A 14,671-nucleotide genomic window follows, 5' to 3' on the forward strand; every position below is an offset into this window, starting at 1 on the left:
CTATTTCAGGAAGCCGATCTTGGTGTAGTCGTAGGACGCGAGACCGGCGGCGCCGAAGTTCGCCAGGTTGTCGCGCACCGCGACGTTGCCCGGCGCCTGCATCAGCGGCAGCGAGAACCCCTCCTCGAACACCGCGGTGTCGACCTCGTTGGCCAATTCGATCGCCTTCTGCGGGTCGAGTTCCGAGATCGTCCGCTCGATCAGCGCGTTCAGTTCGGGCGAACCGATCCGGCCGTAATTGCCCTGCAGGTCGTCGGGGTTGTATGCGTAGATCTGCGGCAGGCCACTGAGCGGAAACGGATCACCCACCCAGGAGAATTGGGCGAGGTCGAAGTCGCCGGGCTGGATGACATCGGTGAAGAACCCGGTGCCGCCGCGGGTGTCGATGTTCAGCTTGGCGCCGATCTGCGCGAGGTTCTGCTGCACGATCTGCGCGATCTGGACCCAGGTGGTCGACTGGTACATCACGTCGCGGATCTCGAGCCTGCGCCCGTCCTTCTCCCGGAAATCGCCGTTGAGCTTCCAGCCGAGTTCGTCGAGTCGCCGTGCGGCCTCCTCCGGGTCGTAGGCGACGGCCGCGGTGTTGTCCTGGTAGCCCTGCTGACCGCTGAGGTAGACGTGGTTGTTCAGCGGCTGGGGGTCGTCGACCAGACCGTTCTGGATCGCGGTCGCGATGCCCTGCCGGTCGATGCCCTTGGACAGCGCCACCCGCAACTCCGGATCGGCGAGGATCGACCCCTCCGCGCCGTTGAACGTGATGTGCGAGAACTGAGTTCCCGGCGCCCGGCGGATCGCGATGCCGTCCGATCCCTCCGCGGTCTTGACCTCGTCGATCGTGCCCAGCCCGGACGCGTCGATCTCGTTGTTCTGCAGGGCGGGAATTCGCGCGGAGTCGTCGAGCACGCTGTACGTGATGGTGTCGAGTTTCGGGGTGTTGCCCCACCACGCGGGGTTGCGGCCCAACGTGATCCGGTTCTGCGCCCGGTCGATCGACGCGATCTTGAACGGTCCCGACGTCACCGTGATCCCGTCGCGCAGACTGGTGTTGAACGCCTCGGGAGTCGCGGTCACCGACTTCGGGTACAGCATCGAATTGCCCGCGAACTGGCCGCGCCATTCGGCGTACGGCTCGGCGAACGTGATCACCGCCTGACGGTCGTCGACGCCGCGTTCGACCCGGTCCACCCGCTCGAACCCGGACGTGTTCGCGATCAGGAACTCCTTGTTCTTCCCACTGAGCGCCGCAGCCTGGGACTGGATGTCCTCCCACGTGATCGGGGTGCCGTCGGACCACACCGCCCTCGGGTCGATCGTGTAGGTGACCTGCTGCGGGTCGGTGCCGGTGAGCGCGACGTCCACGAAGTAGTCGTGGTTCACCGACAGCGCGCCCGAGGCGTCGGTGCCGAATGCGCGGGGCATCATCGGTTTCAGCATGCCGCCGATCTCGGAGTCGTTGCCGTCGTTGGACAGCGTGTTGAAGTTCGGAGGGAAACCCGACAGTGCCAACCGCAGGTTCCCGCCGTCGCGCAGTTCGCTGGGGTCGTGCGGATTGATGTCGTTGGTGGTGCCGATCGACCCGGACCCGGTCCCGGTGCCGCCGGTGTCCGAACCCCCGCAGCCGGCGAGGACGAGACCGACGGCCAGGAACGATACCGCGAGGCGGGTGCGCGCCGAACGAATCCTCATGGATGTGCCCTTCCTCGAAGTTCGCTGAGCCTAGTGTGCCAAATACGTCGGATCCGGAACGGGGATTGCCGCGAGCAGCGCCCGCGTGTATTCGTGCTGCGGATCCTCGAAAATCGTCTGCGCGGCCCCCGACTCGACGATCCTGCCCCGGTACATCACCGCCACGTCGTGCGCGATGTTGCGGACCACCGACAGGTCGTGGGAGACGAACAGATACGACATGCCCCGTTGCTCCTGGAGGTCGCGCAGGAGGTTGAGCACCCCGGCCTGGATGGAGACGTCGAGCGAGGACACTGGTTCGTCCAGGAACAGCAGTTCCGGATCGAGGGCGAGTGCGCGGGCGATGCTGATCCGCTGCTTCTGACCGCCCGAGAAATCGGCCGGATACCGGTCGGCGTGCTCGCGACGCAACCCGACCAGGTCGAGCAGTTCCGGTACCCGGCGGCCGATCTCCTCGCGACCGCGGCCGTCCAGTCGCAGCGGCTCGGCGAGCACGTCGAACACCGGCAGCCGGGGATCCAGGGAGGCCGTCGGATCCTGGAAGACGACGGCCATCTTCCGCCGCAGGGCGCGCCTGCGATGGGCGCTCAGCGCCGCCACCTCGGCGCCGAGCACCTCGATCGACCCGGATTCCGGCACGGACAGGTCGAGGACCTGCGTCAACGTCGTCGATTTGCCCGAGCCGGACTCGCCCACCAACGCCAGCGTGCGACCCGCTCGGATGTCGAACGTGATGCCGTCGACCGCCCGGATCTCGCCGCGCTTGCGGCGGAACACCAGACCGCTGGTGATCGGATACGTCTTCACCAGATCGGTCACCCGCAGCACCACCCGGTCGTCGGGCGGCCTCGTGGTGGGGGCGGCGGCCGGCTGATCCCGCCGATACGCCGTGAACAGGTCGCGGGTGCCCGTCTCGTCGACGCGGATGCACGCCGCCCGATGCTCCGGTCCGGTCGCGACGAGTTCCGGTTCGGCGAGCAGGCAGGCGTCCACGGCGAGCGGGCAGCGCGGCGCGAACGTGCAACCCGGTGGCAGCGAATGCAGCGCGGGTGGGGCGCCGGCGATCGACACCAGACGGCTGCGGATCGCCGCGTCCATCCTCGGTACGGACACGAGTAGACCTGCGGTGTAGGGCATCCGGGGTTCGGCGAACAACTCCCGCACCGGCGCCGACTCCACTACCCGGCCCGCGTACATCACCACGACGCGGTCGGCGAGGGTCGCCGCGATGCCCATGTCGTGGGTGATCATCACGACGCCGGCGCCCGTGAGGTCACGGGCCTTGCGCAGCAGGTTCAGGATCTGCGCCTGCACGGTCACGTCGAGGGCGGTGGTCGGTTCGTCGCAGATGATCAGCGCGGGATCGTTGGCGATCGCGATGGCGATCACCACGCGCTGTCGCATGCCGCCGGAGAATTCGTGGGGAAAGGCCTTGGCGCGCACCGCCGGATCGGGGATGCCGACCAGATCGAGCAGGTCGACGGCGCGCTGCGCGGCGTCCTTCTTGCTGCTCGCCCGGCCGTGGACGAGCAGCGCCTCGGCGATCTGGTCGCCGACGCGGTACACCGGCGTCAACGCCGACAGCGGGTCCTGGAACACCATGCTGACCGTCTTCCCGCGCAGCGCCGACAGATCCCGGTCTCCCATGCCGAGCAATTCGCGGCCCCGCAAACGGATGGAACCGGTGACGCGGGCGTGGTCGGGCAGCAGACCCATCACGGCGAGTGACGCGACCGACTTGCCCGAGCCCGACTCACCCACGACAGCGAGGACCTCGCCGTCGGAGACGGTGTAGCTGACGCCGCGGACCGCCTCGATCCGGCCCTCCTCGCTGGGAAAGCTGACCTGCAGGTCCTCGACGTCGAGCAGCGGCGGCCCGGTCACCGCTACGCCTTCTTCCCGCGCTTGCGGGAGCGGGCCCGCTGGGCGTTGGGGTCGACGGCGTCGCGGAGGCCGTCGCCCACCAGGTTCGCCGACAGCACTGTGATCACCAGCAGGCCACCGGCGAACAGGAACAGCCACGGATAGGTGAGTGCGGATTCGGTGCCGTCGGCGATCAGCGACCCGAGGGAGATGTCCGGTTTCTGCACGCCGAACCCGAGGAAGCTGAGCCCGGTCTCGGCGAGGATCGCGGCACCGACGTTCAGGGTCGCGTCGATGATCAGGATCGACGCGATGTTCGGGACGATGTGGCTGGTGATGATCTTGTGCGTCGGGGCCCCCATGTACCGGGCGGCCTGCACGAACTCCCGCTCGCGCAGGCTCAGCGTCATCCCGCGGACCATCCGGGCGGTGATCATCCAGCCGAACACCGCCAGCAACAGGATCAGCAGGACGATCGAGCTGGACGACTTCAACCGGGGAGTGAAGACGGCGATGATGATGAAACTGGGAACGACGAGCAGCAGATCGACCAGCCACATGATCACCCGATCCGGCCAGCCGCCGACATACCCGGCCAGCGCACCGACGAGCGCGGCGATGGCGGTGGAGAAGAGCGCAACGCAGATACCGATGATCAGCGACTTCTGCAGCCCACGCAACGTCTGCGCGAGAACGTCCTGCCCGATCTGGTTGGTGCCGAACGGATGCTCGGCGCTGGGCGGTTGCAGCAGCGCGGTGTAGTCGAGTTGCTGATAGTCGTAGGGGAGCAGGTACGGTCCGACGAAACTGGCGACGAACAGCAACAGCAGGACGCCCACCCCGGCGATGGCGGGCTTGTTCCGGAGAAACCGCCGGAACAGCAGGGTCCGGCGCCCGACGGCCGACACCGCCGCATCGGTGGACGCGATCTGGATCTCGGTCACCCGACACGCACCCTCGGGTCGAGCGCCGCGTACACCACGTCGGAGAGCAGTCCCGACAACAGCACGATCAGGCCGGTGAACGACGTGATCGCGACGACGATGTTCGTGTCCTGGGTGTCGATGCCGATCACGATCCACTCGCCGATGCCGTGCCAGCCGAAGATCTTCTCGGTGAACGTGGCACCGACCACCAGCGCTCCGAACCCGTACGCGAACAGCGTCGCCATCGGGATCAGCGCCGTCCGCAGTCCGTGCTCGAGCAGCGCCGCCCGCCGGGTCAGCCCCTTCGCCCGCGCGGTCCGGATGAAGTCGCTCCCCAGGACGTCGAGCATCGCGTTGCGCTGATACCGGCTGTAGCCGGCGATGCTGCCCAACGCCAGCGCGACGGTCGGCAGCACCAGATGCTGGATCCGGTCGACGAACTGCGGCCAGAATCCGGTGATCGTGCTGGCCGAGGATTCCCCGGTGTACAGAAAGATCTGATTGCCGGTGGCCGAGTTGATCTGGAGAGCACCGTATTTCAGCAGGGTCGCGACGAGGAACACGGGCGCGCTGAGGATCAGCAGCGACACGACGGTGCTGAAGTAGTCGCTGAACTTGTACTGCCGGATCGCACCCGCGGCGCCGATCAGCACCCCCAGCACCGCGCCGATCACGGAACCGAGGATCAGCAACCGCATGCTCACCAGGATCCGGCGGCCCAGCTCGTCCGACACCGGCTGACCCGTGATGGTGGTGCCGAAGTCGCCGTGCACCACCCCGCCCAGCCAGTTCGCGTACCGCACCGGGATCGGGTCGTCGAGATGCAGTTCGGCCGCCTTCGCGTCGATCACCGATTGCGGCGGCCGGGGGTTGCGCTGTTCCAGGCTGTCGAGCGGACGGAAGGTCAGCGAGGTGAGACTGAACGTCAGGAACGACGCCAGCAGCAACAGCACCGCGTAATTGAGCGCTCGTCGTAGCAGGAAGCCGGTCATCGGTCCACCTCGCAGCCGGGGCTCAACGCTACGAATTATAGGAGCGCGCCGCCGGCGGTCGGTCCGACTCGGTGAAACCGGCTTGTTAGCGTGGCGGGGTGACTGTTCGTGACGAGCCCGGCGACCCGCCGGCGCGGCGCACGGCACAGCACAGTAGGTACGCCGAGTACGCGGTGACGGTCCCGCGGTCCGGTGACCGTGCGCTGGTCGCGGTGCCGCGCGGGGTGACGGCGTCGGCTGTCGTGTACTACCTGCACGGTCGCACGGGTGACGAGCGGTCGATCGAAGAGCGGTTCGGCCTTCGGGACGGTCTGCTCGACGCCGGCTACGTCGTCGCCGCGCCCTACCTGCACGGCGACCTGTGGGGAAACCGGTCGGCGCAGGACGCCGTGGTCGCGCTGGACGAGTGGGTGTCCCGGCGGTGGCCGGTGAGGCAGCGGTTCCTGATCGGCGAGTCGATGGGCGGTAACGCCGCCGCCAACGCGCTGCGCCTGCGCGAGGTTCCGTGGAGCGGTGCGGTGTTCATCGCCCCGTCCCTCTCGCTGCGCGCGGTGTGGGAACGGGGCGAGCACGGACGCGACACCGTGCGGGACGCGTTCGACCTGTCTGCGGACGGGCACGACCTCGAACCGAAGACCGAGCGGTGGGACGCCGTCCGGCACCGGCCGGAAGATTATGCGGGAGTACCCATTCGGGTGTATGCGTCGCGGGAGGACGAGGTCGCGAACATCGCCGGCGTCACCGGGCCGTGGGTCGAGAGGATCCGCGGCGGCTCCGGCTCGGTCGAATTCGTCGAGGTGAGCGGCCCGCACGTGTCGGAGGATCACTTCCGGGCCGCGGAGATCGTGGCGTTCTTCGGGGCGATCCGGTGAACGCGGGGAGACCTTCGCGGCGAAGGCCTCCCCGCCCGTTCACGCCTCGGTGCGGTGCGTGGTGTCGAGACGGAAGATGTTGATGAAGAAGTCCTTGACGGCCTGGATCTTCTCGTTGGTCAGGTCGATGGCGTGGCGACGCGATTCTTCGAGCGCGGTGGGCATGGCGGCTTCCTTTCGTCGAGGGGGCACAGCATGGCGCTCGACAGTCTGCCCCACCATGCTGACGCCCGCATGACGAACAGGTGTCGCGCGTGCAACTCGAACAGCAAGCGGGGGAGCGCGTTCGGCTAACCTGGCACAATGACGACGAGCAGCGCGGACGGCCGGGTCGCGATCACCTACTGCACCCAGTGCCAATGGTTGTTGCGTGCGGCGTGGATGGCGCAGGAACTACTCGGCACGTTCGGGCAGGAACTCGGCGAAGTCGCACTCGTCCCCGGCACCGGAGGAATCTTCCGCATCACCGTCGACGGCGAGCTGATCTGGGACCGCAAAGAGCAGGGCGGCTTCCCCGAGATCACCGTGCTCAAGCAACTGGTGCGTGACCGGGTCGCGCCCGAACGCGACCTCGGGCACAGCGACCGGAAGAACCCCTGACGTCAGATCCCGACGGCCCGCTCCAGTGCGCGCAGTTCGTGTCCGAGCCGGGCCGGGATCGACTTCAGGTCGGGAACGGCGCTGCGGCAGCCGGTGACACCGAACGAGATGATGTCGTCGTTGCTGGTGCACGTGATGTTCAGGCCCTGGCCGTCGACGGGCACCGACAGCGGGTAGATGGCGTCGAGCCGCGCACCGTTCCAGTACAGCGGTGAGCTGGGGCCCGGAACGTTGGAGATGATGAGGTTGAACGGCGGGCGCACCCGCGAGTTGTGCCCGAACAGCATGCTCGCGCCGATCGGTGCCGCCCCGAGCGCGCTCATCGCGAGAATCTGGGTGGCGGTCATCGAGCCGTACGCTTCCTTGCCCTCGCGCATGGAGGTCCGGATGGTCTCGAGCCGATCCGCCGGTTCGCGGAGGTGGGTGCCGAGGTTGCACATGAGCACCCCGATGTTGTTGCCGGTCGCCGCCTCGCGCTGACTCTTCAGCGACACCGGCACCATCGCGATCAACGGGTCGGCGGGCAGCGCGTTCTGATCCTCGAGGTAGCTGCGGAGCGCGCCCGAGGACATCGCCAGCACGACGTCGTTGATGGTGCTGTCGGACAGCTTGGCGACGAGGCGGAGACGTTCGAGCGGCCACGACTGCGCCGCGAACTGGCGGGCGCCGGTGATCGGCACGTTGAACGGGGTCTTCGGTGCGGACAGGGCGAGCGGGCCGCCCTGGTCGCGGAAGGCGCGGGACACGGTGCCGGCCAGCGCGGGCACGAGACCGGCGACCTCACCGACCGTCTCGCGAGCGGTGCGGAGGGTGGAACCGGCGAGGCCCGACAGGCTGAACCCCTTCGACGACGGCGTCCGCTGCGGGCGCGGGCCGCGCGGCTGCCACGGGGCGGGCACGTCCCGATCGTCGGAGTTCTCGCTCAGTGCGTTGCGCAGCATCTTCATCGCGGTCACACCGTCGGCGACCGCGTGGTGGATCTTGGTGTAGACGGCGAACCGTCCGTCACTCAGACCCTCGATCAGGTGCATCTCCCACAGCGGGCGGCTGCGGTCGAGCAGCGATCCGTGCAGCCTCGAGCACAGCGCCATCAGCTCGGCCTCGCCGCCGGGTGCGGGCAGCGCGTCGTGCCGGATGTGGTGACCGAGGTCGATGTCGTCGACGGTCTCCCAACTCCACTGGCCGAGCGAGGAGAAGGATCGGCGGGCCCGCTTGGCGAGCCGGGGCGTGACGATTCCGTCGCCGTCGGCGAGCGCACGGTCGAGCATCGCGCGCATGTCGTACGTGTCGGCGCCTTCCGGGAGCTGGAAGATCTCCACGCCGCCGACATGCATCGGGTGCTCGCGGGACTCGCCGAGAAGGAACATCGAGTCGAGAGGGGACATGGGGAGCGGCATCTATTGCCCTTTCCATCCCGTAGACGACTTCCCGGATCGCAGGAGGGCTCGTCTGTGGTCTGAGGTAACGGGAGATGGTGACGTTCCGTTTGTCAGGGACCACCACCGGATAACTAATTGATATGGGACGGGTCACGAAAGCGTGACGCCCGTATTTCTACAGGTTTCCCGTGAGCCATGCCACTAGACAAGCGTCCAGTTCGGTGCCTGTCATTCGGTCGGTGTACAGCCAAAGTGAACTCCGCGTGAACTTCCCAATTTTGTGCACTCAGTGCGGAATTCACGTCTCCCGACGCTGCCTAGGGCCGAAAGTCCCTACTCGGTAGGAATTGTGGCATGAACACGCCGCTGGCGGTTGTCGATCAGCTGTCCTTCGCGGGACCGGCGCTCGTCGGTACTGTGCTGGCAGAGCAGGGATTTCGTTACACCGGGTACCCGCTCTACCGAGCGTCCGATCTGCCTGTCGCCGCCGGGCTCGTCGGCCTCGGGCTGAGGGGCGGTCCGAGGAGCGTGCGCGACGCACGTTACCCGCCCGCAACTTCCGCGAGAGCGAAACTTCATCAAAAAAATTGTGGGCGCCGGTCTCTCGACGCTCGGGATCCGCCTCGGCGCGCAACTTCTCACGGGCGTCGTTCGGCGGCGCGATCCGGTGCTCGGTGCCGTCGGGGCGAGCGCATGTGGACCATGTGGGGGCGGCCGGACGGAACATGATCGGTTCGTCCCTCGGCCTCGCCGAGAGCTGACAGAATCGGGCGCGCGTGCGCCGATGAGTTTTGCGCACCACCGTGGTCTGTATCGATGACTTCCGCACTGGGCGGAACCCGAGAAGGAGAATCACATGTCCCGGATGCTCTTCGTGAACCTGCCGATCAAGAACCTCGACGCGACCAAGCAGTTCTTCGGCGGACTCGGCTTCGAGTTCAACGCCACGTTCAGTGACGATTCCTGCACCGCCATGGTGATCAACGAGTCCACGTCCGTGATGCTCCTCGTCGAGTCCCGGTTCAAGGACTTCATCGAAGGCGGCATCTGCGACACCTCGAAGGCCGTCGAGGCGCTGCTGTGTATCTCGGCCGACAGCCGCGAAGAGGTCGACAGCCTCGTCGACAAGGCCCTCGCCTCCGGTGGGTCGGCGTGGGGCAAGCTGCAGGACGAAGGCTTCATGTACGGCCGCGCGTTCCGTGACCTGGACGGGCACGTCTGGGAGGTCATGTGGATGGATCCGGCCGCCGTGCCGGCGTAGCGATCAGGCGGGCGGGGTCTCCGGCAGTCCGAACTTCTCGAACAGATCGACATCGAAGAAGCAGACGACGTGGGAGACCCCCTCCGCCGTCACGTCCAGGACGTGGAGTTGAAACGGTCGATGGACCCCGTCCTCACCACGCATGTACAGGCCGAGCGCCGGCTGTCCGTTCGACACCGTGGACACCAGTTGCATGTCGCCCGCCGCCTTGGCCGGGCACTTTTCGCTGATGAGGGTGCCGATCGCGGTCCCGCCGCGATACCAGCCCTCGAACGGAGGCATCTCCCAGACGGCGTCCTTGGTGAACAGTTCGACGATCCCGTCGATGTCATAGTTCTCGAACGCGGCCACGTAGCGGTCGAGCAGTTCGCGTTCCTCTGGGGACTCCGGCTCGACGAGCGTGTCCGCCGACGGCGTGGCCAGTTCCAGTTGGGTCCGGGCACGCTGCAGCAGGCTGTTGACCGCCGTCGTGGTGGTACCGAGGGCCGTCGCGACCTCCGACGCCTTCCACTGCAACACGTCGCGGAGGACGAGAACAGCGCGCTGACGTGCAGGAAGATGCTGAAGGGCCGCGATGAACGCCAACCGCACCGACTCGCGCGACGTCACGACGGTGGCGGGATCGCTCGCGTCGTCGTCGATGAGCCGGTTGGGGAGCGGCCCGAGCCAGGGCACCTCGTGTCGTTCGACGAGTTCGGCGGTCGGATCGGAGTCGGGAGCGCCCAGGCCGCTCGGCAGCGGACGTTTCGACCTGTTCTGCAACGCCGTCAGGCAGGTGTTGGTGGCGATCTTGTACAGCCACGTCCGCAGCGACGCCTGCTGCTGGTAGCCGTCGTACCCGCGCCAGGCCCGGATGAACGTCTCCTGCATCTGGTCTTCGGCGTCGTGAAGTGAGCCCATCATCCGATAACAATGGGCGAGCAACTCGCGCCGGTAAGGGTCGGCGAGTGCGAGGAATTCCCCGTCGAGCGACTGCGCAGCCGTCATGGTTGGAGCTTACTGCGGCCGTCTGACAGATGTCGGGCCCTCGCGCTCGCCGAACCGGCGTTCAGCCCCAGTTCACCATCGGCCGGCCCGTCTCGAGCAGCGTCTTCATCCCGCTCAGCACCTCGTTCCAGCCGCCGCCCGCGCCCTCGGACTCCCGCCCGCCCGCGACCAGCGCGGCCAGACCCGGTGCGTTGGTGAGGTCGTGTGTGACAGTCAGTTTCGCGACTCCGGGCCGGCCGGACTGCGCGATCTCGTAGGTCAGCGTGGTGAAATCCTCCACGTTGTCGGCGTCCATGAGCATCCGCCACGTCTGGACCAGCTTCCTCGGCGGATCGGATTCGATCACCTCGCCGTCGACGATCACGTCCGGGACACCGGGGTATTCCTTCATCGCGTCGTCCGCACGCATCCGGAACGTCCCGCCCGGGCGGAGGTCGTAGTCGACGAGGCCGCCGTACCCGTACTGCTGCGACAACTCCGGTTTCGTGATGGCCTCCCAGATGGCCTCCGGCGTCGCCTTGATGTAGACCGCGTAGATCTGGATTGCATCGGCGGTAGTCATTTCTCTTCCTCCAGTTCGGATTTCAGCTGAGCGAGCGCCGAGGTGTGGCGCTCGGTGTACTTGTCGATCCACCGGTTGTGGATCAGCTGTATCGGCACAGGATTGAGGTAATGAAATTTCTCCCGGCCGGAGCGGCGCGTGACGACGAGCCCCGCGTCTTCGAGCACACGCAGATGCTTCATGACCCCGAATCGCGTCATCTCGACCTGCGACTCGAGCTCGGTGAGCGTCTGACCATCCTGGGCGAACAATCGGTCGAGGATCAGGCGGCGGGTGGAATCTGCCAGCGCCTTGAAGACGTGATCGTCGTCCATGCATCGAGAATAGGTGACCATCTAGTCACATGTCGATGGGTTGCCTGCGAGGAGACGGAGGCGCGCGCGGGGGAGGACGGGTTCCTGCTCGACCACGGCTACGTCTTCGAGGTGGACCCGGCGAGCCAGGACGCGAACACGGGTAAAAGCCCTGTGCCGCGGAAGTTCCTGGGGTGGAACGCGCACGAGGCCGTGCGAAGGACCCGTCGTCGAGCGCCGTCTACCTGACGGAGGTGATTGCCCGGAACGAGTTGAACGACAGCCCGTGAGTACTTGTCAACGTCGGGTGGTTGAGAAGTACTCACGGGGCGAAGACCCACCCGCGGAGGGCGAGGAACCGCAGGCCGCCGACGACGGCGCTGACGGCGATGACGAGTGCGACCTGCGCGAGGCCGTCGGCGCCGGGGAAGAGTGTGTGCAGGACGGCGAGAGCGAGGGAACTGACCGCCAGCCCGATCAGAGCGAGGGTTCCGCCTTCCCACTGCGCGACGAACCAGCGGACGCGGTCGGCCGCGCGGAAGGTGAGTCGCCGGTGCAGTTCGTTGGCCAACATCGAACTGGTCACCACGCCGACCAGGTTGGCGAAGAACGACCCGTACACGTCGAGGGTGAAGAACGCGAGAGCGTAGAGCACGTTGCTCGACGTGCCCACCAGGGCGAACCGGGTCAGCTGGGCGAACACGCCGCCGGCCCGCCCACGTAGAGGGGGATACGTGGGCGGGCCGACGGCGTCGTGGAACTGAACGATCATCTCATTCAGCGGATGAGGGCACCGTTGCCGGTGTCCGTCACGTGGCCGCCACCGAGGACGCCGGCCACTTGCTCTTCACTCAGTCCCAGCTCGCGCAGACGATCCCAGACCTCGTCGAATTCGACGAGCTTGGCGTTGAGATCGCTACGCAGGCGGTTGACCTCGTCGCGGATCTTCTCCGCTTCGTCGATCGCTTCCAGCGTCCGCTCCGGCTGGGGCAGCAGCATGGACAGGAGACGGTCCCGGGCGTCGGCACTCAGCCCGGCGAAGGGCTGATGCTGATCGGCGGGCGCCTCGTGCCTGCCGCCGCGGACGTCGGACGCCGGGATCGGCGCCGTGTCGGATTCGGGTGCGTAGTCCGGGACGGGGGCGTACTCGGGTTCCTGGACGGGCTCCTGCTCGCTCGACAGGTCGATGGTGCGACGCAGCGGGCGGTTGGGGATCAGGATGACGGCGATCAGGGTGATGACGGCGACGACGGCGGCGATCAGGAAGATCCGGCCCGTCGCGTCACCGTAGGCAGCGCGGATGACGCCCTGCACGGGAGTGGGCATGGACGCCAGGTCCAGGCTTCCGCCGCCGCTGCCGCTGGTCTTGATGCCGATCTTGGCGAAGCCCTCGGCCGACAGGTCGGCGACGCGGGTGGCCAGCACCGAACCGAGAACCGAGACGCCGATCGCGCCACCGAAGGTCCGGAAGAAGGCGACCGAGCTGGATGCCGCACCGATGTTCTGGACGCTGACGGTGTTCTGCACCGCGAGGACCAGGTTCTGCATCAGCATGCCCATGCCGAGACCTATGATCGCGATGTACGTGCCGACCAGGGTCAGGTTGGTTTCGTGATCGATGGTGCCGAGCAGCCCGAAGCCGACGATCATCAGGACGGCGCCGCCAACGACGAACGGCTTCCACTTGCCGAAGCGGGTGATGAGCTGCCCGGATCCGACCGTGCCGAGGAGCATGCCGGCGACCATCGGGATGGTGAGCACTCCGGCCATGGTGGGGGTGTAGCCACGCGAGGTCTGGAAGTACTGGCCGAGGAACGTGGTGGAGCCGAACATTCCGACACCGACGGCGACGGACGCGATGATGGCGAGTCCGGTGGTCTTCTCCGTGACGATCTTCAGCGGGATGATCGGCGACTTGGCCCGGGCTTCGACGAGGATCGTCGCGGCCAGCAGCAGCACACCGGATCCGACGTACAGCGCCGTCTCGCGGGAGAACCACTCGTAGTAGCCCGCCTTGCCGGCGAACGAGACCCAGATCAGCAGGATGGACACACCGGCGGTCAGCAGGAGGGCGCCGAGCCAGTCGATGGAGACGTCGTCCTTCTTCTCGGTCGCGAGGTGGAGTGTGCGCTGCAGCAGGAACAGTGCGATGACGGCGAGCGGGACGCACACGAAGAAGCACCAGCGCCAGCCGAGGGGGCTGTCGACGATGACGCCGCCGAGGATCGGGCCACCCGACATCGACACGGCCATGACGGCGCCCATGTAGCCGGAGTAGCGGCCGCGTTCACGGGGCGAGACGATCGTGCCGATGATGGCGACGACGAGCGCGGTCAGGCCACCCATGCCGATGCCCTGGATGACGCGGGCGGTCAGCAGGATCGGCACGTTGTGCGCGAATCCGGCGATCACCGAACCGATGACGAAGATGACGATCGCGCTCTGGACGAGGACCTTCTTGTTGAACAGGTCGGCGAGCTTGCCCCAGATGGGGGTGGAGGCGGCGTTGGCGAGCAGTGCACTGGTGATGACCCAGGCGTATGCGGTCTGGGTGCCCTTCAGGTCGCCGATGATCGTCGGGAGTGCAGTGGCGACGATCGTGCTGCTGAGCAGTGCGGTGAACAGCGCTGCGAGCAGACCCGTGAGGGCTTCGAGGATTTGGCGGTGCGTCATGGCCGTCGTTTCTTCAACCGGCGGCCGAGTCTGTGTTTCGGTCATACGCTTTGTGTTCCAATCGGGTTCGAGCTCGTGACGATCCGGTGTTCTGGATCGAAGAGTGTTTCCTTCAGGTGCCGGATGGACTCGAGGGCGGTTGCCGCCTCGGTCTCGTTCCACCCCGTCAACAATTTCTGCATTCGTGCGGCACGCCGTGTTCTGACGTGCTTGACGTACGCCATGCCCTCGTCCGAGACGCGTATTCGGAATGCGCGCCCGTCGGCGGGGTCCGGGTGGCGGGTGACGTAGCCCGCCTCCACCAGATCGGTGATCTGGCGGCTGAGGGACGACTGGCCGACGCACAACTCGGCGGCGAGTTCGTTCTGCCGGCATTCCCCCCGAGCCGCGAGGACGAGGAGAACCCCCGTCAGCGCGCGCGGAATGTGGCCGTCGACCTCCGACATCAGGGCGTCGCGGAGCACACGGCCGAAGAGGAAGACCTCGTCGATGAGCGCTTCGGTGGTGCCCAGAGAAACGGAAGGCACTGACGTGACGGACATGGCAACCCCTGAAGGACGACTTACTTGATGCAAGC

Annotated in this window: 15 protein-coding genes and 1 pseudogene; 4 read left to right on the forward strand and 12 right to left on the reverse strand. The window is 66.9% G+C overall.

Annotated elements, in window-relative coordinates; all coding sequences use genetic code 11:
- The 4 genes from ROP_RS27045 to ROP_RS27060 are packed head-to-tail and all read right to left on the reverse strand — an operon-like array spanning position 1 to position 5,467.
- Complete coding sequence (locus ROP_RS27045) at positions 1 to 1,686, reverse strand: ABC transporter family substrate-binding protein (protein WP_015889197.1); 1,686 nt, start codon at positions 1,684 to 1,686, stop codon at positions 1 to 3.
- Between the two features lie 30 nt (positions 1,687 to 1,716).
- A complete protein-coding gene (locus tag ROP_RS27050) occupies positions 1,717 to 3,570 on the reverse strand; it encodes a dipeptide ABC transporter ATP-binding protein (RefSeq protein WP_015889198.1) in 1,854 nt (617 codons plus the stop codon).
- Positions 3,571 to 3,572: 2 nt separating this feature from the next.
- Positions 3,573 to 4,493 (reverse strand): ABC transporter permease, encoded by a 921-nt coding sequence (locus tag ROP_RS27055; RefSeq protein ID WP_015889199.1) that lies wholly within the window; start codon positions 4,491 to 4,493, stop codon positions 3,573 to 3,575.
- A complete protein-coding gene (locus tag ROP_RS27060; RefSeq protein WP_015889200.1) occupies positions 4,490 to 5,467 on the reverse strand; it encodes an ABC transporter permease in 978 nt (325 codons plus the stop codon). The genes ROP_RS27055 and ROP_RS27060 overlap by 4 nt, the downstream gene beginning before the upstream one ends.
- Positions 5,468 to 5,565: 98 nt before the next feature.
- On the opposite strand from ROP_RS27060, the gene ROP_RS27065 reads away from it, so the two are divergent.
- On the forward strand, positions 5,566 to 6,339 hold the full coding sequence (locus ROP_RS27065; protein WP_015889201.1) for an alpha/beta hydrolase family protein: 774 nt from the start codon (positions 5,566 to 5,568) through the stop codon (positions 6,337 to 6,339).
- A gap of 39 nt (positions 6,340 to 6,378) precedes the next feature.
- Here the strand turns inward: ROP_RS27065 and ROP_RS44885 are convergent, their stop codons facing one another.
- A complete protein-coding gene (locus ROP_RS44885; RefSeq protein WP_269454460.1) occupies positions 6,379 to 6,504 on the reverse strand; it encodes a hypothetical protein in 126 nt (41 codons plus the stop codon).
- Positions 6,505 to 6,642: 138 nt separating this feature from the next.
- Between ROP_RS44885 and ROP_RS27070 the strand changes: the two genes are divergently transcribed.
- Complete coding sequence (locus ROP_RS27070) at positions 6,643 to 6,939, forward strand: SelT/SelW/SelH family protein (RefSeq protein WP_015889202.1); 297 nt, start codon at positions 6,643 to 6,645, stop codon at positions 6,937 to 6,939.
- Between the two features lie 2 nt (positions 6,940 to 6,941).
- On the opposite strand, the gene ROP_RS27075 is transcribed toward ROP_RS27070, so the two are convergent.
- Positions 6,942 to 8,336 (reverse strand): WS/DGAT/MGAT family O-acyltransferase, encoded by a 1,395-nt coding sequence (locus ROP_RS27075; protein WP_015889203.1) that lies wholly within the window; start codon positions 8,334 to 8,336, stop codon positions 6,942 to 6,944.
- An 838-nt stretch (positions 8,337 to 9,174) separates the two neighbouring features.
- Between ROP_RS27075 and ROP_RS27080 the strand changes: the two genes are divergently transcribed.
- Complete coding sequence (locus ROP_RS27080) at positions 9,175 to 9,579, forward strand: VOC family protein (protein WP_015889204.1); 405 nt, start codon at positions 9,175 to 9,177, stop codon at positions 9,577 to 9,579.
- 3 nt (positions 9,580 to 9,582) lie between these two features.
- On the opposite strand, the gene ROP_RS27085 is transcribed toward ROP_RS27080, so the two are convergent.
- The 3 genes from ROP_RS27085 to ROP_RS27095 all read right to left on the reverse strand — a co-directional run bounded on the left by ROP_RS27085 (position 9,583) and on the right by ROP_RS27095 (position 11,442).
- Positions 9,583 to 10,566 (reverse strand): sigma-70 family RNA polymerase sigma factor, encoded by a 984-nt coding sequence (locus tag ROP_RS27085; RefSeq protein ID WP_015889205.1) that lies wholly within the window; start codon positions 10,564 to 10,566, stop codon positions 9,583 to 9,585.
- Between the two features lie 61 nt (positions 10,567 to 10,627).
- Positions 10,628 to 11,128: an SRPBCC family protein gene (locus ROP_RS27090; protein WP_015889206.1), complete on the reverse strand. Its 501-nt coding sequence runs from the start codon at positions 11,126 to 11,128 to the stop codon at positions 10,628 to 10,630.
- Positions 11,125 to 11,442, reverse strand: coding sequence for an ArsR/SmtB family transcription factor (locus ROP_RS27095; protein ID WP_015889207.1), 318 nt, complete (start codon positions 11,440 to 11,442; stop codon positions 11,125 to 11,127). Before ROP_RS27095 ends, ROP_RS27090 begins: the two co-directional genes overlap by 4 nt.
- A gap of 36 nt (positions 11,443 to 11,478) precedes the next feature.
- Here ROP_RS27095 and ROP_RS44335 point away from each other — a divergent pair.
- A pseudogene (locus ROP_RS44335) lies at positions 11,479 to 11,675 on the forward strand (alkaline phosphatase PhoX); the annotation flags it as partial.
- 68 nt (positions 11,676 to 11,743) lie between these two features.
- Here the strand turns inward: ROP_RS44335 and ROP_RS27100 are convergent.
- The 3 genes from ROP_RS27100 to ROP_RS27110 are packed head-to-tail and all read right to left on the reverse strand — an operon-like array spanning position 11,744 to position 14,636.
- Positions 11,744 to 12,193 carry a GtrA family protein gene (locus ROP_RS27100; protein ID WP_015889209.1) on the reverse strand — a complete coding sequence of 150 codons (450 nt, stop codon included), beginning with the start codon at positions 12,191 to 12,193 and terminating at the stop codon, positions 11,744 to 11,746.
- Between the two features lie 5 nt (positions 12,194 to 12,198).
- Positions 12,199 to 14,139, reverse strand: a complete 1,941-nt coding sequence (locus ROP_RS27105; protein ID WP_015889210.1) for an MFS transporter — start codon at positions 14,137 to 14,139, stop codon at positions 12,199 to 12,201.
- Entirely contained in the window at positions 14,136 to 14,636 is a 501-nt protein-coding gene (locus ROP_RS27110) for a MarR family winged helix-turn-helix transcriptional regulator (protein ID WP_043825394.1), read from the reverse strand. The genes ROP_RS27105 and ROP_RS27110 overlap by 4 nt, the downstream gene beginning before the upstream one ends.
- Between the last annotated feature and the right edge of the window lie 35 nt (positions 14,637 to 14,671).

Source organism: Rhodococcus opacus B4 (assembly GCF_000010805.1).
Classification (GTDB): domain Bacteria; phylum Actinomycetota; class Actinomycetes; order Mycobacteriales; family Mycobacteriaceae; genus Rhodococcus_F; species Rhodococcus_F opacus_C.

Coding starts and splice junctions, on each gene's coding strand:
- ROP_RS27045 (WP_015889197.1), bottom strand. CDS start 1,686: ATGAGGATTCGTTCGGCGCGCACCCGCCTCGCGGTATCGTTCCTGGCC.
- ROP_RS44885 (WP_269454460.1), bottom strand. CDS start 6,504: ATGCCCACCGCGCTCGAAGAATCGCGTCGCCACGCCATCGACCTGACC.
- ROP_RS27085 (WP_015889205.1), bottom strand. CDS start 10,566: ATGACGGCTGCGCAGTCGCTCGACGGGGAATTCCTCGCACTCGCCGAC.
- ROP_RS27080 (WP_015889204.1), top strand. CDS start 9,175: ATGTCCCGGATGCTCTTCGTGAACCTGCCGATCAAGAACCTCGACGCG.
- ROP_RS27100 (WP_015889209.1), bottom strand. CDS start 12,193: ATGATCGTTCAGTTCCACGACGCCGTCGGCCCGCCCACGTATCCCCCT.
- ROP_RS27090 (WP_015889206.1), bottom strand. CDS start 11,128: ATGACTACCGCCGATGCAATCCAGATCTACGCGGTCTACATCAAGGCG.
- ROP_RS27060 (WP_015889200.1), bottom strand. CDS start 5,467: ATGACCGGCTTCCTGCTACGACGAGCGCTCAATTACGCGGTGCTGTTG.
- ROP_RS27095 (WP_015889207.1), bottom strand. CDS start 11,442: ATGGACGACGATCACGTCTTCAAGGCGCTGGCAGATTCCACCCGCCGC.
- ROP_RS27110 (WP_043825394.1), bottom strand. CDS start 14,636: ATGTCCGTCACGTCAGTGCCTTCCGTTTCTCTGGGCACCACCGAAGCG.
- ROP_RS27070 (WP_015889202.1), top strand. CDS start 6,643: ATGACGACGAGCAGCGCGGACGGCCGGGTCGCGATCACCTACTGCACC.
- ROP_RS27105 (WP_015889210.1), bottom strand. CDS start 14,139: ATGACCGAAACACAGACTCGGCCGCCGGTTGAAGAAACGACGGCCATG.
- ROP_RS27075 (WP_015889203.1), bottom strand. CDS start 8,336: ATGCCGCTCCCCATGTCCCCTCTCGACTCGATGTTCCTTCTCGGCGAG.